Origin of the sequence: Amycolatopsis sp. NPDC004079, assembly GCF_040610415.1 — a bacterium.
In the GTDB taxonomy this organism is placed as follows: Bacteria; Actinomycetota; Actinomycetes; order Mycobacteriales; family Pseudonocardiaceae; genus Amycolatopsis; species Amycolatopsis halotolerans.
In genome coordinates this window covers 67,261-85,095 of the sequence record NZ_JBEXMH010000043.1, presented here as the reverse complement: position 1 = coordinate 85,095, position 17,835 = coordinate 67,261, and the positions used below count along the sequence as shown (strand labels likewise).

12 protein-coding genes are annotated in these 17,835 nt (G+C 68.9%); 5 read left to right on the top strand and 7 right to left on the bottom strand.

Annotation, left to right across the window (positions count from 1 at the left end):
- Window positions 1-178: 178 nt before the first annotated feature.
- The gene (locus tag ABZX37_RS33790) at window positions 179-2,140 is read right to left on the bottom strand and encodes a S53 family peptidase (protein WP_354746504.1); all 1,962 of its coding nucleotides are present in this window, start codon (window positions 2,138-2,140) and stop codon (window positions 179-181) included.
- Window positions 2,141-2,819: 679 nt separating this feature from the next.
- Between ABZX37_RS33790 and ABZX37_RS33785 the strand changes: the two genes are divergently transcribed.
- Window positions 2,820-5,696: a BTAD domain-containing putative transcriptional regulator gene (locus ABZX37_RS33785; protein ID WP_354746502.1), complete on the top strand. Its 2,877-nt coding sequence runs from the start codon at window positions 2,820-2,822 to the stop codon at window positions 5,694-5,696.
- Between the two features lie 52 nt (window positions 5,697-5,748).
- A complete protein-coding gene (locus ABZX37_RS33780) occupies window positions 5,749-6,537 on the top strand; it encodes a hypothetical protein (protein ID WP_354746501.1) in 789 nt (262 codons plus the stop codon).
- Between the two features lie 3 nt (window positions 6,538-6,540).
- Here ABZX37_RS33780 and ABZX37_RS33775 read toward each other — a convergent pair whose 3' ends face one another.
- Entirely contained in the window at window positions 6,541-6,999 is a 459-nt protein-coding gene (locus ABZX37_RS33775) for a DUF4396 domain-containing protein (RefSeq protein WP_344269565.1), read from the bottom strand.
- Between the two features lie 256 nt (window positions 7,000-7,255).
- Between ABZX37_RS33775 and ABZX37_RS33770 the strand changes: the two genes are divergently transcribed.
- Entirely contained in the window at window positions 7,256-8,560 is a 1,305-nt protein-coding gene (locus ABZX37_RS33770) for an alpha/beta hydrolase (RefSeq protein ID WP_354746499.1), read from the top strand.
- Window positions 8,561-8,658: 98 nt separating this feature from the next.
- Window positions 8,659-9,672, top strand: coding sequence for an autoinducer 2 ABC transporter substrate-binding protein (locus ABZX37_RS33765; RefSeq protein WP_354746497.1), 1,014 nt, complete (start codon window positions 8,659-8,661; stop codon window positions 9,670-9,672).
- Window positions 9,673-9,678: 6 nt separating this feature from the next.
- Here ABZX37_RS33765 and ABZX37_RS33760 read toward each other — a convergent pair whose 3' ends face one another.
- The 3 genes from ABZX37_RS33760 to ABZX37_RS33750 form a co-directional block, all read right to left on the bottom strand.
- Window positions 9,679-11,244 carry an esterase-like activity of phytase family protein gene (locus ABZX37_RS33760; protein ID WP_354746495.1) on the bottom strand — a complete coding sequence of 522 codons (1,566 nt, stop codon included), beginning with the start codon at window positions 11,242-11,244 and terminating at the stop codon, window positions 9,679-9,681.
- Window positions 11,245-11,334: 90 nt separating this feature from the next.
- Window positions 11,335-12,606: a hypothetical protein gene (locus tag ABZX37_RS33755; RefSeq protein WP_354746493.1), complete on the bottom strand. Its 1,272-nt coding sequence runs from the start codon at window positions 12,604-12,606 to the stop codon at window positions 11,335-11,337.
- Window positions 12,607-12,609: 3 nt separating this feature from the next.
- Window positions 12,610-13,371 (bottom strand): hypothetical protein, encoded by a 762-nt coding sequence (locus tag ABZX37_RS33750; protein WP_354746491.1) that lies wholly within the window; start codon window positions 13,369-13,371, stop codon window positions 12,610-12,612.
- A gap of 526 nt (window positions 13,372-13,897) precedes the next feature.
- On the opposite strand from ABZX37_RS33750, the gene ABZX37_RS33745 reads away from it, so the two are divergent.
- Window positions 13,898-14,920: a family 2 encapsulin nanocompartment cargo protein polyprenyl transferase gene (locus ABZX37_RS33745; RefSeq protein ID WP_354746489.1), complete on the top strand. Its 1,023-nt coding sequence runs from the start codon at window positions 13,898-13,900 to the stop codon at window positions 14,918-14,920.
- 379 nt (window positions 14,921-15,299) lie between these two features.
- Here the strand turns inward: ABZX37_RS33745 and ABZX37_RS33740 are convergent, their stop codons facing one another.
- Together ABZX37_RS33740 and ABZX37_RS33735 are read right to left on the bottom strand one after the other, a co-directional pair.
- Window positions 15,300-16,424, bottom strand: a complete 1,125-nt coding sequence (locus ABZX37_RS33740) for a CapA family protein (protein WP_354746487.1) — start codon at window positions 16,422-16,424, stop codon at window positions 15,300-15,302.
- An 85-nt stretch (window positions 16,425-16,509) separates the two neighbouring features.
- Window positions 16,510-17,835 (bottom strand): DNA polymerase IV, encoded by a 1,326-nt coding sequence (locus ABZX37_RS33735; RefSeq protein ID WP_354746485.1) that lies wholly within the window; start codon window positions 17,833-17,835, stop codon window positions 16,510-16,512.

Here is a 17,835-nt window from a genome sequence, read left to right as displayed (position 1 = left end):
CAGCGGGGGCCCCTCCCCCGCGCCCCCCCGGCCGGGCGGCCCGGCGGGCCCGCGCGGGCCCCGGGGCGTTTCCGGGCTCCTTGAGGGAATCAGATTCCCTCAAGGAGTCCTTCACGGACCGCCACGCAAGGAAGGGCCTGCCGGGGAGTCCCGGCAGGCCCTTCCTTTCACCCCTCGGTCACACCAGCAAGAGGAACGCCACTCCGTTGGGCGAGCCGAGGCCCGTCACGTCGTCGTAGCCCTTGGTCGTGTGGATCGTCAGGTTCGGGTAGTCGAGCACCCGGGCCGAGGTCTTCAGCCCGGCCGACGCGTCGGTCCCATTGGCGAAGTCCACGCGCTGCACCGCGCCGTCGACGTGCTGCACGTCGTGGATCGCCGACGTGCGCGACGTCAGCTGGTACAGCACCGGGTTGATGAACCCGTGGTGGAAGTGGTCGAGGCTGTCGGCCACCGCCATCACGCCCGCGAACACCGGCGACGCCAGGCTCGTGCCGCCGATCCGGTACTGGTCGTAGTAGACGCCGTCCGGGAAGGTCTGCGTCTGGCCCACCAGGAACCCGGTGTTCGGGTCGGCGATCGCGGAGATGTCCGGGACCACGCGGCCCTTCGCGCCGCCGGTCTGGTTCTTCGTGGACAGTGCGTCCGGCACGATTCCCTTCTGGTAGAAGGGCTGGCCGAACAGCCGGCTCGTACCGCCGCCCGCGCCGCCGTTGAACGTGCCCGGGAACGCCGGGGCGTAGGCGCCGTTGTCCAGCGTCGACTTGCCGGTCTCCCAACCGGTTTCGAAGATCCGCTTGCCGTCCTGGCCGACCGCCAGCGACGTGCCGCCGACCGCGGTCACCCACGGAGCCGAAGCGGAGAAGTCCGGCGACGGCGTGCCCAGCCGCGCGACCTCGTCCCCGTTGTCGCCGGAGGAGAAGTACACGCCGATGCCCTCGAGCACCGCCTGCATCGAGATCTGGTTGAACACCTTGACCTCGGCGGCCGGGATGTCCTCGCCGGTGTCGCCGTAGGAGTTGGAGATGATGTCGGCCTTGTGCCCCGCGACGACGTAGTTCAGCGCGGTGTCCAGCGACAGGTCTTCACAGTCCTGCCCGCCGACGTAGAGGATGTTCGCGCCCGGCGCGAGCCCGTGCGCGGCCTCGACGTCCAGGGTCTCCTCGCCGTACCAGCCGGAAGCGTCGCACTGGTCCGGCCCTTCGAGCACCGGGTTCGGCGGGAAGATGTGCTGCTTGAACTGCTGCTTGGTCAGCGGGTGCGCCGGGTCGTTGCGCTTGGCGTACTCCGCCGCGTCGGCGTAGATCGTCGGCGAGGCGAACGCGTCCACGATGGCGATCGTGGTGCCGCGACCGTCCGCACCGAGCTTCGCGGCCTGGTCCAGCCCGTACGCCGAACGCAGTTGCGCGGGCGTGTAACCGCACGGCGCGTAGGGAAGCTGCTTGCCGTTGTACGCCGGGTCAGTCGTGTCGGTCTTCTCGCCGTAGTAGGCGCTACACGGTCCCGAGTTGCGGAATCCCTTGCTGGGCGGCGCGGTAGACGGGCTGCCCTGCACGCGAGACTGCTTCGTCGCCGGCGTGTCCGCACCGTCGGTGTGGTCCGGCTTGAACAGATTCGTCGCCTGATCGACGCCGACGACGCCGAGCACGTCCTTGGCCAGTGAGGCCGGAACGGACAGGTCCTTGTCCGCCGCCCGCAACGTCTGTCCCTTGACCTGGTACTTGCCCAGGTTCACGGCGAACGCGCGCTGCACCTGGTCAGCGGTACCGGTCGCCTCGACGTACGCCCGGTTGGACGGCACCTCGCCGGTGGTGAATCCGCTTGCGGACAGCCAATTCTTCACCGCGGACACAGTCTGGTCGGAAGCCGCGAACTGGTCGCGCACCTGGTCCGGCGAAAGATAATGCCGGTACCCGCGACTGTTCGGATCGGACACCGACTGCGCGGCCGCCTCCGCCGCGCCCTGGTCCTTGAGGTTCAAGTAAACCCGAAAGTCCATTGTGGACGACGCGGCCGTGTCGGCCACCTTGGACTGCGGATTGGCCCAAGCCGGATGCGATTGCGGAATGTCCGCCCGCCCCTGAGCCGACGCCACGGCAGGCGAAGCGGCCAAGCCGCCCACCACCGCCAGCGAAAGAAACATGGTGACGCTTCTACGCACAGCAACTCCCTCGTGTTGCGCGGCCTCGACCCCGCCTGCCGCCGGAACGAGATTAGGACTGCCCCCGCCCGCCAGGGAAGCGTCAAGCTCCCCGGTGCGGAACCGTTATCTGCTCCTCTCATCGCGACACAAGGGACAAGCGCGACCAAAGTCCGTTTCATCCGCACTGTCCACAGCGGAATGTGCCGAAATCAGAAAAACGCCCGTTTCGCAGCCCTCCCCGCACAGCACTAGACAGCCCCAAACACCACCTACGAAGGTCGCACAATCCCGATCAGCAACACCAAAAACTCACCCATCTGCCCAACCGCAGCAGACTCACCCGCCCATCGAGACACCCAGCCCCTCCCCCAACCCCGATACGAAGCCTCCCTGCGGTCTGAGGGTGCTTGCCAAGGCATCTTTCCCGCCTTGACAAGCACCCCCAGACCGTCAGCACAATCAACCTTCGGGGTGCCCCGCGCAACCAACGCAGCAATGTCGCCGCCAGGCGACAAGCCGAACCCCGCACATGAAACCGATTCACCCCCAGGAAACACTCGGTGACATCCACCCCCGATATCACCCCTTATGGGGTATTCCTCCCCAAGTGGATCTAGCTAACCGGCGCAAACGCTCCTAGCATGCCGACCATGGGGACCTTGCCGCCAAGGCGGGTAAATTGATTTCGCTGACCTTCCGGATCCTGGGGCCGCTGGAGGTCATCGCCGAGGGCAGGGCCGTACCGCTGGGCGGCCCGAAGCCCCGCTTGCTGCTGGCCGCGCTGGCCCTCCAGCCGAACATCGTCGTATCCACCGAAGCCCTGGTCGAAGTCCTGTGGCCGACCACCGCCCCGCGCTCCGCGGCCGCCAACATCCGCACCTACGTCCACTCCCTCCGCCGCCGCCTTGCCGAAACCTCTCCGGACCTAGCCGACCGCATCACGAGCCGAGCCTCCGGCTACCTCCTGACCGTCCCGGAAGAGGAACTCGACCACCTCGTCTTCACCCGCCTGGCCACGCAAGCCTGGGAAACCCAAGACAACCCAGAAACCGCACTAACCCTCCTGGACGAGGCCCACGCCCTCTGGCGCGGCGAAGTCTTGGAAGGGCTCCCCCACGACCCGACCTGGGGCCCCACAGTCGCCCGCCTGGACGAACTACGCCTGGCAGTACAAGAACAACGCCTACGCGCCCGCCTAGCCCTGGGCCGCCACAACGAAGTCATCGCCGAACTACGCGCCCTGGTCACCGAACACCCGCTCCGCGAAGAACTCTGGCACCACCTCATCACCGCACTACGCGACGCAGGCCGCACCACCGAAGCCGCGGAAGCGTACGAACTGGTCGAACAAACCCTCGCCGACGAACTGTCCGCGAGCCCCGGCGCAGCACTCCGCGAACTCCGCACCACCCTCGAAGTCCCGTGCGCCAAAGTCCCGCCGATCTGCCAATTACCGCTGGACCTGCCAGATTTCACCGGCCGCGGCGAAGTAACCCGGCATCTGGTCGCGAAACTCCGCCAACACGCCGAAGCGGAACGTCCCACGATCGTCGTCCTGTCCGGCGCACCGGGAATCGGCAAATCCTCAATCGCGGTACGGGTCGCGCACGCGGTCCGAACCGTTTTCCCAGACGGGCAATTGCATGTAGACCTCGCCGGGACGTCGTCGTCCCCACGCTCGCCCATGAGCGTCCTGGCCGAACTCCTGCGCGCCCTGGGCATCCCGGATTCCGGCCTCCCCCGAGACCTGGCGGAACGCGCCGCACTCCTGCGTTCCCAGCTCGCCGGCCGCCGGATGTGCATCGTCCTCGACGACGCGGGCAGCGCCGCCCAAGTACGCCCGCTGCTCCCCGGCGCAGGCGCGTGCGCCGTGCTGGTCACCAGCCGAATCCGCCTGCCGGACCTGCCCGGCGCGGTCCCGGTGGACGTCGACCTGCTGCCGGAGCCGGAAGCCGCCCGTCTGCTGGAAGGCATCGTCGGCCACGACCGAGTAGCCGCCGAACCCGAAGACGCGGCGGCGATCCTGCGCCAATGCGGACATCTGCCGCTGGCGATCCGCGTGGCCGGCGCCAAGCTCACCCATCGCCCGACCTGGTCCCTGCGCATCCTCGCCGACCGCCTCCACGACGAACACCGCCGCCTGGACGAGCTGCGCGTCGGCGACCTGGCCGTCCGCGCGAGCGTGACCCTGAGCTACGACCTCCTGCCCATGTCCGCCGCCGCGGCCTTCCGCCGGTTAGGCGCATTGGGTCCGGTGCAATTCCCGGCGTGGGCAGTCGCCGCGGTCCTGGGCCGCCCGTCCGCCGACGACGTCCTCGACGTGCTCGTCGACGCACACCTGGTCGAGCTAGTCGCCACTGATGTCGCGGGCCAACCGCGCTACCGCCTGCACGACCTCCTGCGCGTGTACGCCGCCGAACTGGCCGAACCCGACGAAACCCGAGCCGCGGTCGGCCGCGTACTCGAGGGATATCTAGCGCTCGCAGTAGAAGCCGCCGAGCGAATGCCGATCCACTTCTTCGGCCAGTACCACGACGAAACCGACCCAGCCCTGCCGCCGGACGCGGACCGGCTGCTGACCGACCCAGCCGCCTGGTTCGCCGCCGAACGTGCCACCTGCGTCGCCGCCGTCGCACTGGCCGCCGAACGCGGTTTCGACGACCTGACCTGGCGGCTCACAGTGGCCCTTACCCCGTACTTCGACCTCCGCGGCCACCAGGACGACTGGCACGCCACCCATCTGATCGCCCTGGAAGCGGCACGCCGGGCAGGCGCGCTCCGCGGCGAGGCAGTCGTCCAGCGCAACCTCGGTCAAGTCCTGCTGTACCAAGACAACGACGCGGACGCGATGGTCGCCTTCGAAGCCGCACGCGAGCTGTACCACCGCATCGGCGACCAGCAAGGGCTCGGCGAGGCACACGCCGGCCTCGGCACCGTGCTGCGGATGCAAGGCCGAACCGACCGCGCGCTCGAGCCCTGCCACGAAGCGCTCCGGCTGTTCGGCGAGGCGGGCGACCCGCACGGCGAAGCGGTGATCCGGATCGCGATCGGGTCGATCTGGGTCGCGCGCAAGTGCTACGCGACCGCCCGCCGGTGGTACACCGACGCACTGGAGCTGTCCTGCGAAATCGGCGACCGGCACCGGGAAGCCCATGCGCTGCAACGGCTCGGGCTCCTGCACCAACGCGAGGGCAATCTCGCCGAAGCCCGCGAACACGTCACCCGTGCCATCGCGGTGTTCACCGATCTCGGCGACGACCACTGCGTCGGCTACGCGAACCAGAACCTGGGCGAACTCTGCCTGTACAGCGGCGATCTCGCGCACGCGCAGCTGCTGCTGGTGAACTCGCTGAGCGTGCACCGCCGCAACGGAGACCGCCGTTCCGAAGCCCACGTGTCCCAGCTCCTCGGCGAACTCCACTCCGCGCTCAGCCAGCCCGAACGGTCCCGCGGCTACGCCGAACGCGCCCGGGCCATCCGCCGGGAACTGTCCGCCGACGTCCCGGTCGACGACCAGCCGCGCAAGACCGGGCCGCACCGGATCGTTTCCGCCTGACGCGCGGGCCCGGTTGCGCGGCCAATCCCGCGCGCCGGGCCACGATGCGCTCATGAAAACCAGGAAAGCGGCTGGTCACGTCCTTCTCGCGGTGACAGTTATCGCTTTGTCGACTCCAGCTCCCGCGTCGGCCAAACCCAAGCACGGCCGAAGAGTCCTGGAGAGACCGCAGACCTACCGCCTCTACGCGACTCGCGAAGGGCTCGTCGGCGGCACCACCTCGAGCGGGCACCGGATCACCGAACGGGACCATTTCGTAGCGCTCCCGTCCACGAAAACGGTGTCCTCCAAGGGAAGAGGGACGTTCACCGTCAAGGTGTGCCGAACCGACGGCGCACGCTGCGAGTACGCGCCGGTGTGGGATGTCGGGCCGTGGAACGAACACGACGACTACTGGAACACCGCCGAGCGCCGCGCGCAGTTCGATTCGCTCCCTCAAGGCGTACCGGAAGCACAAGCGGCGTACCAAGACGGCTTCAACGGCGGCAAGGACGAACACGGCCGCACCGTGCGCAACCCAGCCGGCCTCGACCTGGCCGACGGCACATTCTGGGACGGCCTCGGCCTCAAAGGCAGCAGCTACGTGGACGTCACTTTTCTCTGGACTGGCAGCGCGCCAGCCACCGGCGTGGTGACCGGCGGAGCCCCGCTGGTCGTGCGTACGTCGGCGGACAACGATGCGCCATCAGCCGGATTGGCGGCCGATTCCGCACAGGTGCCGATCGAGTGTTCCGTGCGCGGCGAATCGGTGGACGGAACTACCCGCTGGAACCGGATAGGCCCCGGGCACTATGTGTCCGAGGCCTATCTCCGAGCCGATTCGCCGGTGCCGTCCTGCTGAACCTCAGTGCTGGTGGTGGGCATGCACGACGGCGTGCCCACGACCGCGGCCGATCATCCACTTGTTGACCGGAACCGTGACCACGAAAGCGATCGCGAGCGACAAGGCCAGCGACAGCCAGAACAATCCGCTCGACAGTCCCGCGTCCATCGCGCCCGGGATCGCCACGACGACCGTGTTGTCGATGACCTCCATGACCGCGATCGACACCGTGTCGGCGGCGAGCGCGACCTTGAAGGCCGCCCCGAGCGCGAGGCCCGACTTGAGCACGCCGCGCATGGTGAGGGCGTAGCCGAAGACGAACGCCAGCACGATGGACAGCACCACAGTGGCCGCGTTGTGCAGGCCGAACGCGGTGCCGAGAACCATGCCGAGCACTTCGCCGATGGCACACCCGGTAAGGCAGTGCAGCGTCGCCTGGGCGGCGGTGGACCAAGACGCTCCGTGCTGGTGCTCGTTCATGCGGCCGACTATACCCCTGCGGGGTATCAATGGCGCAAGGTCGCCCGATGTGATGACTGTCGCCCGGCGCGTCTGGCAAATCGGTATAACCGGAAGTGTGGTGATCAACTTGGCGCGCCGTTGCGCCACCGCACTTGTCCTTGTTTTTCTCCTCGGAAGCTTCCTCAGCGCTCCAGCCGGCGCGCAGACGTCCCAGCTCAAGTGGGGCGAATGCCCGGCCGGGACACCCCGGCAGGTGTCGTGCGCGCGTCTTCAGGTGCCGCTCGACTACGCGAAACCGGACGGGAAGCAGATCACCCTCACCGTCTCGGGCATGGGCAGTCTCAGTTCGCCGCACTTTCTCTTGGTGAACCCCGGCGGCCCGGGCGCGTCCGGGCTCGGCACCGAGAAGCTCGTGTTCAGCCAGCTGCCGCAGGACGTCGCCCAGCAGTACGCGGTGTTCAGCTTCGATCCGCGCGGAATCGGTGCGAGCACACCGGTTTCCTGTGGCGACACCTCGAAACTCACGCCGCATCCCGCGGCGCCGTACCAACCGGCCGGCCTTCCGCAAGAGCGCGAACGCGAAGATCTGGCCAAGCAGATCGCGGCGCAGTGCGCGGAGAACGGGAAAGACCTGCTTCCGCACCTCACCACCGAGAACGCGGCGCGCGACATGGACCGGATCCGCGAAGCGCTCGGCAAGGACAAGATCGACTACCTCGGCTATTCCTACGGCACCAAGCTCGGTGCCACCTACGCGACGTTGTTCCCGGCGCACACCGGCCGGATGATCCTGGACAGCGTCGTCGATCCGACGGTCACCACGTATCAAACGCAGTTCCAGCAAAACGCGGCACTGCAGGCACGGGCCGAGCAGCTGTTCGCGTGGACCGCGGAGCGCGACAGCACGTATCACCTCGGCGCCACCCCGTCCGCGGTGAAGGCTTCGTGGAACGAGCTGCGCGAGAAACTCGCGGCGCAACCGGCTGGCGGCAAGACCGGAGTGTCCGAATTGGACGATCTGCTGTCGTCCGCGATGTACGGCGACTGGGCCTGGCCGTCGCTGATGCAGGCGGTCGCGAGCCACCGCGGCGGGGATTCGACCGGGCTGAACATCGCCGCCGGACAGGCCCAGTACGCGGTCGATCCCGGCCAGCTCGCCTACAACTGCGCCGACGCCGGCTGGCCGCGCAACTGGGCGACCTGGCACGCGGACACCGCGAAGTCGGCCACCGCCGCGCCGCTGTTCGCCTGGCTCAACAGCTGGTACAGCGCCCCGTGCGCGTTCTGGCGGGTCCCGCCGTCGCCGGAGGTCCGGATCGGCTCCGCCCCGGTGCCGCCGATCCTGTTGCTGCAAGGGAAAGACGACGCCGCGACGCCATTGGCCGGAGCACAGCGGATGCACCGGGTGCTGCGCGGTTCGAGCCTGCTCGTCGACGGCGGCGGCAACCACGCCGCCTACCTCAACGAGGCCAACCCGTGCGTCGACGACAAGGCCGCGCACTACCTGCTGACCGGTGAACTGCCCGCGGACGGGACATGTCCGGCGGGCGGAGAGGAGGCTGCGCCGTCCGGCGGTTGAACTCGTTTGCGTAACCGTTTGATCGCGTTCGGTTGACCCCCTGTGGCCACTGGCCCTACCTTCGGCTCCCAGGTCGAGTTGCCGGGGAACGGTGGGGGATGCGAGGGCGGACCAAAACGCTCGTGCTGGGTGCGGCGCTGGTGGCGACCGCGGCGGCGGTGGCGGCCAGTTGCACGCCGGTGCTGTCGGACTCGGCTCCGGAGCCGGCGAAAATCGCCTTCGTGCCGAAAATCGGCGGGATCCCGTACTTCGACGCGATGAACGCCGGCGGCATGCTGGCCTCCGAACGGCTCGGCGCGAAGTGGTTCACTCGCGCGCCGGCGAGTGTCGACCCGGAGGCGCAGACGGCGATCCTGCGGCAGCTCATCGCCGAACGCGTCGACGTCATCGCGGTGGCCCCGAACGATCCGGCGGAGCTGGCCCCGACGATCGCGGAGGCGCGGGCGAAGGGCATCCACGTGCTCACCACGGACACCGACGCCGCCGATTCGCAACGCGAGGTCTTCGTGAACCAGACGACGGCCGAGGGCATCGGTTCGGCGCTGGTCGGCTCGCTGATGAAGAAAACCGGCGGCACCGGCGAGTACGCGATCGTCTCGTGCGGGCGCGCCGCGGCGAACCTCAACTCGTGGATCGAAGCCGAGAAAGCCTATGCGGCACAACACTATCCCCGAGCGAAACTGGTCGAGACGGTGTACGCCGACGAGGACACCACCACCGCCACGAAGCTGGCGAAGGAGATCCTCAACCGGCATCCGAAGCTCACCGGCATGATCGGCCAGTGCACGACGGCGACACCGGGCATCGCGCGAGCGGTGCGTGATCAGCAGAAGATCGGCCAGGTGTTCACCGTCGGCACCGGCACGCCGCAGACGATGAAGCCGTACCTCGTCGACGGCTCCTGCTCCATGACGGTGCTGTGGAACGTCGAATCCCTCGGCTACCTCACCGCCTGGACCGCCGAGCAGCTCGCGACCGGCACCCCGCTCCGGCCCAGCAACAACGTGAGCCCGGAGCTCCCTGCAGTGCGCTACGACGCGGCCACCCGGACGGTCCTGCTCGGCGATCCCCTGCTGATCACGCAGAACAACGTGGATCAGTTCAAGTACTGACGCCCCTTAGCGCACGTCGACGGTCACCGTCAGCGTGCGCGTCCGCGCTGGCAGCTTCGTCATATCCACCTGCAGATACTCGCCGTCGTCCTGACGCCCGTTCGGCTGCGTCTTCGCATGCAGCCTGTACGGAGCCGCCGAGTTCGACACACCATCGATGCCGAAGTCACTGTCATTGCTGATCACCACGGTCCGGCCGCCGTCGGTCGTCGCGACGCCTTCCACCTTGTCGTGGCCGAAGAACCCACCACTCGGATCAAGCCCAGTCACCAGACCACCGACGTCGAGGAACAGCTTCTTCGCCACCCGCGTCACACCGACCTTCTTAAGCGCGTCAGCAGCCTCGGCGGTGGTCGCCTTGCCGACGTACGCCTCAATGCTCTTGCCGCCATCGACGAGCAGCCCGCCCTTGGCCGCGTCGTAGGTCGCGCCCGGCACCTTCGCGGCGGGGCCGAGATCAGTCGCCTTGCTCAGGTCGATCTCGAACAGCTTCTTGTACGCGCCGGGCTCGGCCTTGCCGTCGCGCTCGTCCACGAGGAACCGAGTCGCCGACAGCGCGGTGATCTCGGAGACCGCCGTGCCGGTCTCGTCCGGGTTGTCGAGCAGGTACGCGTACTCGTGCGTCGCGCGGGTCTTCAGGTCGACCGTCACGATCCGCAGTGCGGGAACCTTGCTGGGCTTCTTCGTGAGATCCGGCTGCTGCAGCGCGGACTGCATGACGCCGACGAGTGTCCGCCCGTCCGGCGTGAGCGCGAGACCCTCCATGCCCTTGTTCGGAACGCGGTTCTTCAGTTCCTTCGGCAGCGAACCGTCAAACGGCGAGAGCCGCTCGATCGCGCGGCCGTCGGCGCGGAAGTGCGTGATGAACGGGCCGTACTCGTCGGACACCCAGAACGTCCCGTCGCGCTGGGCGACCAGGCCTTCGGAGTCGTAACCGTTCGGCGACGCGGGCAGTTTCGCGCCATTGAGGTCCACGATGGTCTCGCCGGTGTTCGCGAGGGTGTTGACCTGGCCGTTGTACGGCGAACCGTCGGCCGCGCGCAATGGAATGTTCCGCTCCAGCACGGCTTTCCCGCCCTTGAGCCGAAACTTGCCGATGGCGGGCTTGAACGACGGGATCGGCTCCACTTTGGACCCGTCCGGAGCGTCGACGTTCGGGCCGCGGTCGGTCAGCCCGTAGAACTCGTCGCGCGAACCCGGCACCGGGGTGAGCGCGGAACCGTAACCGCCGCCGGTGATCTTGACGCCGCCGATCGTGCCGAGCGGCGGCAAGTCCGTCGGGTACAGCCGGACCGCGTCGCTGACGGTATAGGTGAACGTGTCGCGCCCGGTGAACCCGGCGGCGGGCGTGTAGCGGAACGCTCCGTCCGGGCCGATGGCCAGCGCGCCGTGCCCGGGGGCGGTGTGCCGCACGACCGCGCCGTCGCGCTGGGCGTCGCCGCGCACCTGCAGCGTGTGCCCGGCCCGCACCCGGTAGTGATCGTCCGGGCGGCCCTTGGCCTCGGCCGGGCCCGCGGCGGCCAGCGGCAGCACCAGCGCCCCGGCGACCAGCCCGATCTTCACGCGTTTCATCGGCTTTCTCCTCCTCTGGCGTCATTTCGACGCCCGGGGAAGTCTCGACGGCCGAGTTGGACAACGTCCGTCATCGAGACGACTGCCGCGTTAACGAGCGCGCCGTGCTCGAGCCGCTACCGCACCTCCTCCGACGATCAGCAGGATCGCCGCGACACCCCAGCGGCGCTGCTTCTTCACATTGGCGCGCGCTTTTGCCGCTCGTTTCTCGGGCGGTTTCTGGATGGCCTTCACCGGAGCGGCGCGCGAGGGCGCAGGGGGTTGCGGCATCGGGATGGGCTGGATGATCGCGTCCCGCGGCTGCGTCGGGGTCGGGGTCGGGGTTGGTGCGATCGGACTCGGCTGGGTCGGCTCAGGGGAGGGTGGGGTTGACGGTGGGGTCGGTGGCGTTGAGGACGGCGTGGGGCTCGCCGAGGTCGACGGCGTCGGGGATGGAGACGGCGTCGGGGACGGTGTGGGAGAAGGCGAAGACGGCGGCGGTGTCGAAGACGACGTCGTTGGCGGTGGCGGTGGTGGAGGCGGAGGCGGCGGGGGCGGTTCGGCCAAGCACCCGGCACCGTCGGAAAGCACCAACGGCGGCCCGGTGCTCACCTCGACCGCGGAACCGCCGTCCATCCGGTACGTGACGCTCCGCCCGTCGATCCAGTTCGCGGTCGCGTAGAGCTTGTGGTCCGGCCCGAACACGACCGAACCGTAGGTCGCGTCCGGGAACCGCTCCCCCGGCACCTTCGCGACCTTTCCGCTCACCGGATTCACCGTGACCACCGCACCCTCTGCCGCGGAGGAAACCCCGTACAGCAGACCGTCTTCGGGGTTATACGCGAAATCGTCAACCCCCGAAGCGAGCCACCACGGATGCAGCAGCACCGGCCCGGTCGCGGTGAGATAACCGGAGCTGTGCGGGTCAACGTCCACTGTGTACAGACTGGTCGCCCGCTTCACGTACCAGGAATTGCCGGACATCGCTCCGGCCGTCGCGCCGGTCACCCAGCTCCAGACGCCGTGGTGAGTGTCGCGGCCGACCGGACCGAGGTCGGTCAGCTCGCCGTCGGAGTCGATCCGCACCGCGTGCCAGCCGTCGCGGAAACGGCCGTCGGCGACGCCGTACGTCACGTCCTGCGCCGCCGAGTACGCGATGGCATTCAGCGCGAAAGGACTGTGGTGCAACAGATGCCGGGCACCGGAGGGCAACGTCAGCCGCACGATGTCGGACGACCACCCGTCGCGGCTTTCGACCTGCAGCACCCGGCAGGACGTCGCGGCCGCGCGCTGCCGCGCGGGGGCCAGCCAACCGGACGCGACGAGCAGCCCGGCGACCGCGGCCGCGGCGACCACCACAGTCAGGTACCGGGAACCTCGCACCGGTCAGCCGAGCCGCGAGATCGCCGTGGTGAACGCGTCCGGATGCACGTTCGCGCCGCCGGCATAAGGGTTCTGCAGCTGGAAGATCGCATAGAGCAGCAGGACGATCGTGCCGGCCAGGGTCGACACGATCACCAGGTGCGCGGCCATCCGGGTGCCGCCGAAGAGGTTCGGCAGCAGGATCGAGATCACGCTGCCGAGGATGAGCGCGAACCACATCACCGAGCCGACGCCGTCGGTTTCCGCGCCGGTGATGCGGGTCTGCCGGGCCTGGTAGACCTGCCAGAGCTGGGCGGCGGCGTCCTTCTTGCGGTCGTTCGTCCAGTCGTCGCCTGCCTGCGCGTTGGCGACCACGCGGCGCATCTGGTCGAGCTGGGTCCAGCCGGTCTCGGGGATCGGACCGTCGTCGATGAGCCGGGGCCACTCCTGCTTCGACACGGTCGTCGCGTACGCGATCGCGAGGTGCCGCACCTGCTCGCCGGTGTCGCCGGGCAGCGCCTGAGCCGACCAGGTCGCGGCGACCAGGCCTTCCGCCTCGGTGTAGGAACCCTCGCGCGTGGACGTGACGGCGTCGAAGAGCGAGATCAGCACGAAGGCGACCAGCACCGCGTGCAGCCCGCCGACGATGGTGAACACCTGGCCCGCGGCGTCGTTGTTGTCGCGGCGGCCCTCGTCCCAGCCGAAACGCCGGACGAGATAGCCGATCACCGCGGCCGCGATCGCCGCGCCGACGACCCAGAACACCCCGGTCACGTAGACGTTCATCCGGTTCCTTTCGCGCGGGGAAATACGCTGGCCGACGCTATCCAGCCGATTCCGGAACGGACAACGGCGGAACGCGCGATTCAGCCGGGTGGCCGTCCGGAGCCCCCGCGGTTCGCCGGATCGGAGCAGCGGGCCGGATACCGGTTCCCCCGATTGACCTTGCTTGGCAAGGGAAAACGACTCGGGTACCGGTGGCGCGCACACGACCGGGTCACGGCAGCAGACCCACGGTGACGCACCCGCCGTTGTCGACCCGACAACAGCACCGGCAATGTCCGAAAAGGAACCTCGGCAAACAGGTGAACCGGCGGCGGCTACCCGATCGAGTGATTGTCGGGGTGATCCCGCTTGCTATGTTGATCCGCGGCGCCGCTTTTCGATTCGCATTCCTTGCCCGCTCCCGGAAAAACCGTGTCTCTCCGTGTTCCCGGGTGTTTTCGACGTTAGGTGGTTTCGCAGTGACCGTCACCCACCCCGCCGCACTGTCCGCTTTGGCCGCCGCGCCGCGCAGGGAAGCGGTGCGACGATGACGACGGTGGACGCGCGCGCCGGGGCCCGCTCCGTCGCCGAGGTGCTGGACTGGAGCCGGAGCCGGTGGGAACCGGCGATGCGGGCGGCGGTCGACCGGCTGCCCGTGTCGATGCGCCGGATCGCCGGCTACCACCTCGGCTGGTGGGACGAGACGGGAACCGCGACGAGCGCCTCCGGAGGCAAAGCACTGCGCCCGGCGCTGGTGCTGCTCTGCGCCGAGGCCTGCGGCGGAGACCCGGAAGACGCGATCCCGGCCGCGGTGGCCGTCGAACTGGCGCACAACTTCTCGCTGCTGCACGACGACGTCATGGACGGCGACCGCACGCGACGGCACCGCCCCACCGCGTGGACCGTGTTCGGCACCGGACAAGCGGTGCTGGCCGGAGACTCCCTTCTCGCCCTGGCCTTCGACGTCCTGTCCCCCGACGGCCCCGCCGCGGCGCGTCTGCTGAGCACAGCGGTGCTGGACCTGTTGCACGGCCAGCACGAAGACCTGTCGTTCGAACAACGGACGAACGTCGAGGTCGCGGAATGCGTGCGAATGGCACAGGGCAAAACGGCGGCCCTGCTGAGCGCGGCGTGCACGCTCGGCGTGCTGGTGGTCGGCGGCCGAGGCGAACACGTCGAACGATTCGGCCGCTTCGGCCGATCGCTAGGCCTGGCCTTCCAACATGTAGACGACCTCCTCGGCATCTGGGGCGACCCGGCCGTCACCGGAAAGCCGGTGTACTCGGACCTGCGCAGCCGCAAGAAGTCCCTGCCGGTGGTCGCCGCGCTCACCTCCGGCACGTCAGCCGGAGCGGAACTGTCGATGCTGTACCGGCAACCGCTGTCGGACGATTGCCTCGCCAAAGCCGCGGCCCTAGTCGACGAGGCCGGCGGCCGGGCATGGAGCCACGCCCAAGCGGACGAGCTGCTCACCGACGCGCTGACCGCACTGACCGCCGCCAACCCGACCCCGCGCGCGACAGCCGAACTGACTGCTTTAGCCCAGCTCATCACCCGCCGAGACCACTGACCCGGCCGATCACCCGCCCCGGACGAACGCCCGTCTATGCCGAACACCCGCCCAGGGCGATTGTCCGCCCCGCACGGTCGCCCGGCCCGGACAATCGCCTAACCGGGGCGACCGCCCGACCGGCACGGACGCCTGCCCTGGACGACCGCCCGACACTCAAGACGATCTGCGGCCTAACCGCCCGACCACCTGCCCAGTACGACCGTCCGACCAGGGCGAACGCCCGCCCTACACGGACACCTGCCCAGGGCAGTCGTCCAGGGCGATCGCCCTGATGCCGTCCCGGCCGCATCCCACCACGCCCCGGGAGAAGGCGGGCCATCGCCCCAGCGGCATCGGGTGCTCCATCGACACCTCGCCACCGAACCGGCCCGAACCGTCACCGACCCGGGCGGCTCAATCCGTCATCCCCAGCACCCCGGGAAAGCACCACCTCATCGGTATTGGCGAGCGCTTCCTTCCCCCGCTGCGTCGGCGGCGCAGTCGTCAGGTCCCGCAACCGAATCGGCGGCCCGAGGTCGATCAACGTCGGCACATACTCCGCCTTGTCCACCGCCCAATGCCCGTCAGCCCGGCTGAACCGGAACCGCGCCGCGACCCCTTCCTCAGTCGACCCGCGAGGCTCGTCATGCCGAGCGACCTCATTGCCCAGCCCGAACGCCACCCACTTGCCGCCGACCTTCTGGAACGGCTGCACCACGTGCGCGTGATGCCCGATGATCAGGTCGAGGTCCGGCGACGCCGTCAGCTTCTGCGCCAACTGCTTCTGCTCAGCAGTCACGTCATGCTGATACTCGACACCCCAATGCAGGCTGGCGATCACGACCTCCGCCCCCGCCGCCTTCGCCGCGCGCGCCGCAGCCAAGATCTCGTCGGGGTCGATTTCGTTGGCCAGCCACGGTTTCCCGGCCGGCCGCTTGATCCCGTTGAACCCGAACGCGTACGAAAGCTGCGCGACCTTCACCCCGTGCACGTCCACGATCAGCGGTTTCCCCGCCTCCTCAGCCGAACGCGCGGAGCCGGTGTGCTTCAGCCCGGTCTGGTCGAGCTTGTCCAAAGTGCGCGTGACACCCGCCGCGCCCTGGTCGAGGGTGTGGTTCGACGCGGTGGAACAGGTGTCGTATCCGGTGTCCTTCAACGCGTCCGCGATCTCCGGCGGCGCGCTGAACGACGGATATCCGCTGTACGGCCCGCCTTCCGGCGCGAGCGGCGTTTCGAGGTGGCAGATCCCCAGATCCGCGCCGGACACGAGCGGTTTGACCCCGGCGAACAGCTGCCGGTAGTCGATCTTCCCGCCGCCGTCCGCCTCGGCCTGCTCGGTGAGCCGCGGGTGGATCAGCACGTCGCCGGTCGCCACGACGGTGAACGAATCCGGCGAAGCGGCCGCCGACGACGACGGCCCGGCCGAGGGCGATCCGTCACGTTGCGGGGCGGCTTCGCTCCCACACGCCGTGAGCATCAGCGCGACCCCGGCGAGGGCGGCGGCGCGGCGCATGTTCGTCATGATCATCCCCTTTGCCCGACTGCCCGGCACATCCTTCCTCATCACTCTTGTGGGTTAACACCCCGGTCGTGACCAGGCGAAACGCTCAGGCTAGGCAGTCGGCGGGCTGTCCGCGAGTCAGCGCCGGATCGGTCTGGTCGAACGTCCGCGCGACGCCCGGGCCGGACGTGCGCGTTTCGAACCGCACCGTCACCCGGCCGTGCCCCGCGCCCTGCACCCAGCCCGTGCCGTGTTCGGCGTGCACGACGTCGTCGCCCGGACGCCATCCTGACGACGACACCGGCGCACTCCCGCCCGGCGACGGCTCCGAGGTCGAGGTGACCACCGGCTCCTCCGTCGCAGCAGGCACGGTCAAGCTGAACAACGCGTCCTGATGCGGCACCGAAAGCCCGCTGAACGCAACGCCCGCCAGCCGCACGCCGCCGAACTCCTGCGGGTCGAGCAGCAGCCGTTCCGCAGTAGCCGCAAGCTGTTCGAGGTCGTCAGTCGGCGAAGCGGTGGTCTCGGAGCGGGTCACGGTGCTCATGTCCGTATGCCGCAGCTTGATCACCACCGTGCGCGCGACACGACCCGCCTTCACCAGCCGAGCGTGCGCGCCAGCCGCGATTTTCCTTACCTCAGCACGCAACCGGACGAGATCGACCACATCGACGTCGAAGGTCGTCTCCGCGCTCACCTGCTTGGCTTCGCCCCGCTCCGCGACCGGACGGTCGTCGAACCCGCTCGCCAGCCGTCGCAAGTCGCGGCCCACCACACCACCGAGCGTCGACACCGCGTCCGGCTCCGGCAATGCCGCCAGCTCGCCCAACGTGAGGACACCGATCGTGCGCAGTTTCGCTTCCGCTACCGGCCCGATCCCCCACAACGCGCGCACCGGCAGCGGGGCCAAGAACTCACGTTCAGTACCCGGCGGCACAACGAGCAGACCGTCCGGCTTCGCGCGGTCCGAACCGATTTTCGCGACCTGCTTGCCAGTCCCCGCCCCGACGGACGCAGTCAGCCCGGTCTCCGAACGGATCCGCGCCCGCAGATTCTCGGCCCACTCGGTCACCTGCTCGACCGAAGCGCCAGCCAATGCGGGCGGTTCGGCGAACGCCTCGTCGAGCGAAATCCGTTCCAGCACCGGCGCGACCTCGCCGACGACGTCGAAAACCTGCTTGCTCAGGACTTCGTACAACCGGAACCGCGGCGGCAGCACCACTCCGCCAGCCGGGAGCAGCCGTCGCGCCTGCGACATCGGCATCGCCGAACGCACGCCGTATTCGCGGGATTCGTAACTCGCCCCTGCGACGACGCCGCGATGCCCGGTGCCGCCGACCACCACCGCGCGCCCGCGCAGCGTCGGCCGGGTGAGCTGTTCGGCGGAGGCGTAGAACGCGTCGAGGTCCAAGTGCACGACCCAGCGAGACAT